The sequence below is a fragment of the Streptomyces sp. NPDC002265 genome, from assembly GCF_040296125.1.
In the GTDB taxonomy this organism is placed as follows: domain Bacteria; phylum Actinomycetota; class Actinomycetes; order Streptomycetales; family Streptomycetaceae; genus Streptomyces.
In genome coordinates, this window is record NZ_JBEOWS010000631.1 from 1 (window position 1) to 2333 (window position 2333).

The window sequence follows — 2333 nt, forward strand, 5'->3', positions numbered from 1 at the left end:
CTCGCCGCCAGCGAGGAGCTGGCCGAGTCCGAACTCGCTGCGGCGCGGCGCCGGGTCCGCCGGCTGAGGGTCCTGGCGATCGTGCTGGCGGTGCTGCTGGCGGCGACCGTGACCGGGGGCGGTGCCGCCTGGCAGCAGCGGCAGGTGGCACAGCGCGAGCACCTGACCGTCCTGGCCCATCAGGCCGCGCTCACGTCGCGCTCGCTGGTCGCCACCGACCCGGACGCCGCCCGGTCCCTCGCCCTGGCCGCCTATCGGCTGCACCCCGACGCCGACACCCTGGGCGCGGTGATCAGTACGTCGGCGTCCGCGCAGCCCAGCGTCGTACTCAACACGAACGGGCCCGCATCGTTCGGCCTGGCCCTGTCCCCGCACGGCTCGCTGGTGGCCGCGGCCACCAGCGACGGCACCGTGGAGCTGTGGGATCCGAACCGACGCAGGAAGCTGGCCTCCTTCACCGAGCATGTCGTCAAGCCACTCCCCCAGGGGTTCTTCGCGCTGCGGGTGGCCTTCAACGCCGACGGTACCCGGCTGGCGTCCCTGGCCCGGTTGAACAATCCGAAGCAGCCGACCGGAGGCTCGGTCGTCGTGCGGGAGGTCCGGTCGAGGAAGGTGCTGTTCAAGCAGGTCGTGTCCGGCGACCTCAGCAACGGTCTGGCCTTCAGCGCCGACGGCACGGTCGTGGCCTACGGCACGGGCGAGGGCACACGGGTGTCCACGCTGGGCGGTGGCAAGGCCGTGTTCCTGCCCACCGGTATGCCCGCGGCACTCAGCCTGGCCGGCGATCAGCGCTCGCTCGCCGTCACCCGTACCGATGGGACGGTGGCCGTCTGGGACATCGAAACCGGTCGCCGTCGCTTCGAGCTGAACACCGAAGGCGCCCAGGTGGCCCGGTTCGGCTCCACATCCGACGTCCTGGCCACGGCCTCCGAAGAACACGGCATCAGGTTCTGGCGGCTTACCCACCGCTCGGCCCGCCAGTTCGCCGACCTCCCGGTACAGACGGCCTTCCCCTGGATGATCTCCGCACCGGTCGGTGATCGGATCGCGATCGCCGACGAAGAGGGCATGATCTCGATCTGGGACTACCGGCGCCGCGAGCAGATCGCCCGCCACGCCGACCGCTACCGCTCGGAGACCATGGCTCTGGACCTGGCACCGGACGCGAGCACGGTGGTCTCGGGCGGCCTGGGACGCACCATCGTGGTGCGCCGGACGGCCCTTCCCTTCAGCGGTCACGGCGGCGCCGTGAACGACGTGGACGTCAGCTCCGACGGCCGGCTCGTCGCCTCCGCCGGCGATGACAGGTCCGTACGGATCTGGAATGCCTCCGGTGCTGCCGAACGGCTGCTGGGCGGACACTCCGACCATGTCAAGGCAGTCGCGTTCAACCCGGACGCCACGGTGCTGGCGGCCGTGACGCGCGACCACACCCTGACTCTGTGGAACCCATCGACCGGGCGGCGCTACACCACCCTCGCCTTCACCGGTATAGGCACCGGCACGGACGTCGCCTTCAGCCCGGACGGCAGCACGGTCACCGTGATGTCTCTCGGAGGAACGTTCCGCTGGAGGGTCAGCGACCCGGCACACCCCCGTCCACTGCCGGCGCCGGCCGGCCCGCGCACCTCGACCGCCATGGCCTACCCCGCTCGGGGCGGCCTCCTCGTCGCGAGCACACCGGCCGGCGGCATCGCCGTGTGGAGCACCGCCGACGACCGGCTGGTGAAGGCCTTCCCGGCCACGCAGGGGTCCACGCAGGACATCGCGGCCACCCCGGCGGGCGATCTGATCGCCACCGCCGGCTCGGACCACACGGTGCGCCTGTGGTCGACCCGGACAGGGAAAAGCCGGGGCACCCTGACCGGCCACACCGCAGCGGTCGGCACGCTCGCCTTCAGCAGGGACGGACACCTCCTCGCCTCGGCAGGTGAGGATCACACCATCGTCGTCTGGGATGTACGAACCCACCGGCGCATCGCCACCCTCACCGGCCATTCGGCAGACGTGCAGGGCTTGGCGTTCACCCCGGACGGAACCCTGCTGTCCGCGGGAGCCGACCAGCGCATCATCCACTGGCCGCTGACCGCGACCGAAGCCATCCGGCGCATCTGCGGAGCCACCGCCCCAACGCCCACCGCGGCGCAACTCGACCGCCACCTCCCCGGCCAGGACACCGGCGCGCTCTGCCCGCAGCCCTGACCCGGGCACGCCGCGCCGGGCGCGGCGTGCTCCCCTTTGACGTGCTCCCTGGCCTAAAGTCCAGGGATTCCGGCCTGGGTCGTCTGACCCTTCCGGGGGCTTCCTGCTTCACCGCGCTGTGCGGGCACGTG

At 71.8% G+C, this 2333-nt stretch carries 1 protein-coding gene; it reads left to right on the forward strand.

Translation table 11 applies throughout. The features are described 5' to 3' along the window. The coding region (locus ABT085_RS45760) for a WD40 repeat domain-containing protein (RefSeq protein WP_351623028.1) at positions 1-2202 on the forward strand (2202 nt) is incomplete at its 5' end. Positions 2203-2333 lie beyond the last annotated feature (131 nt).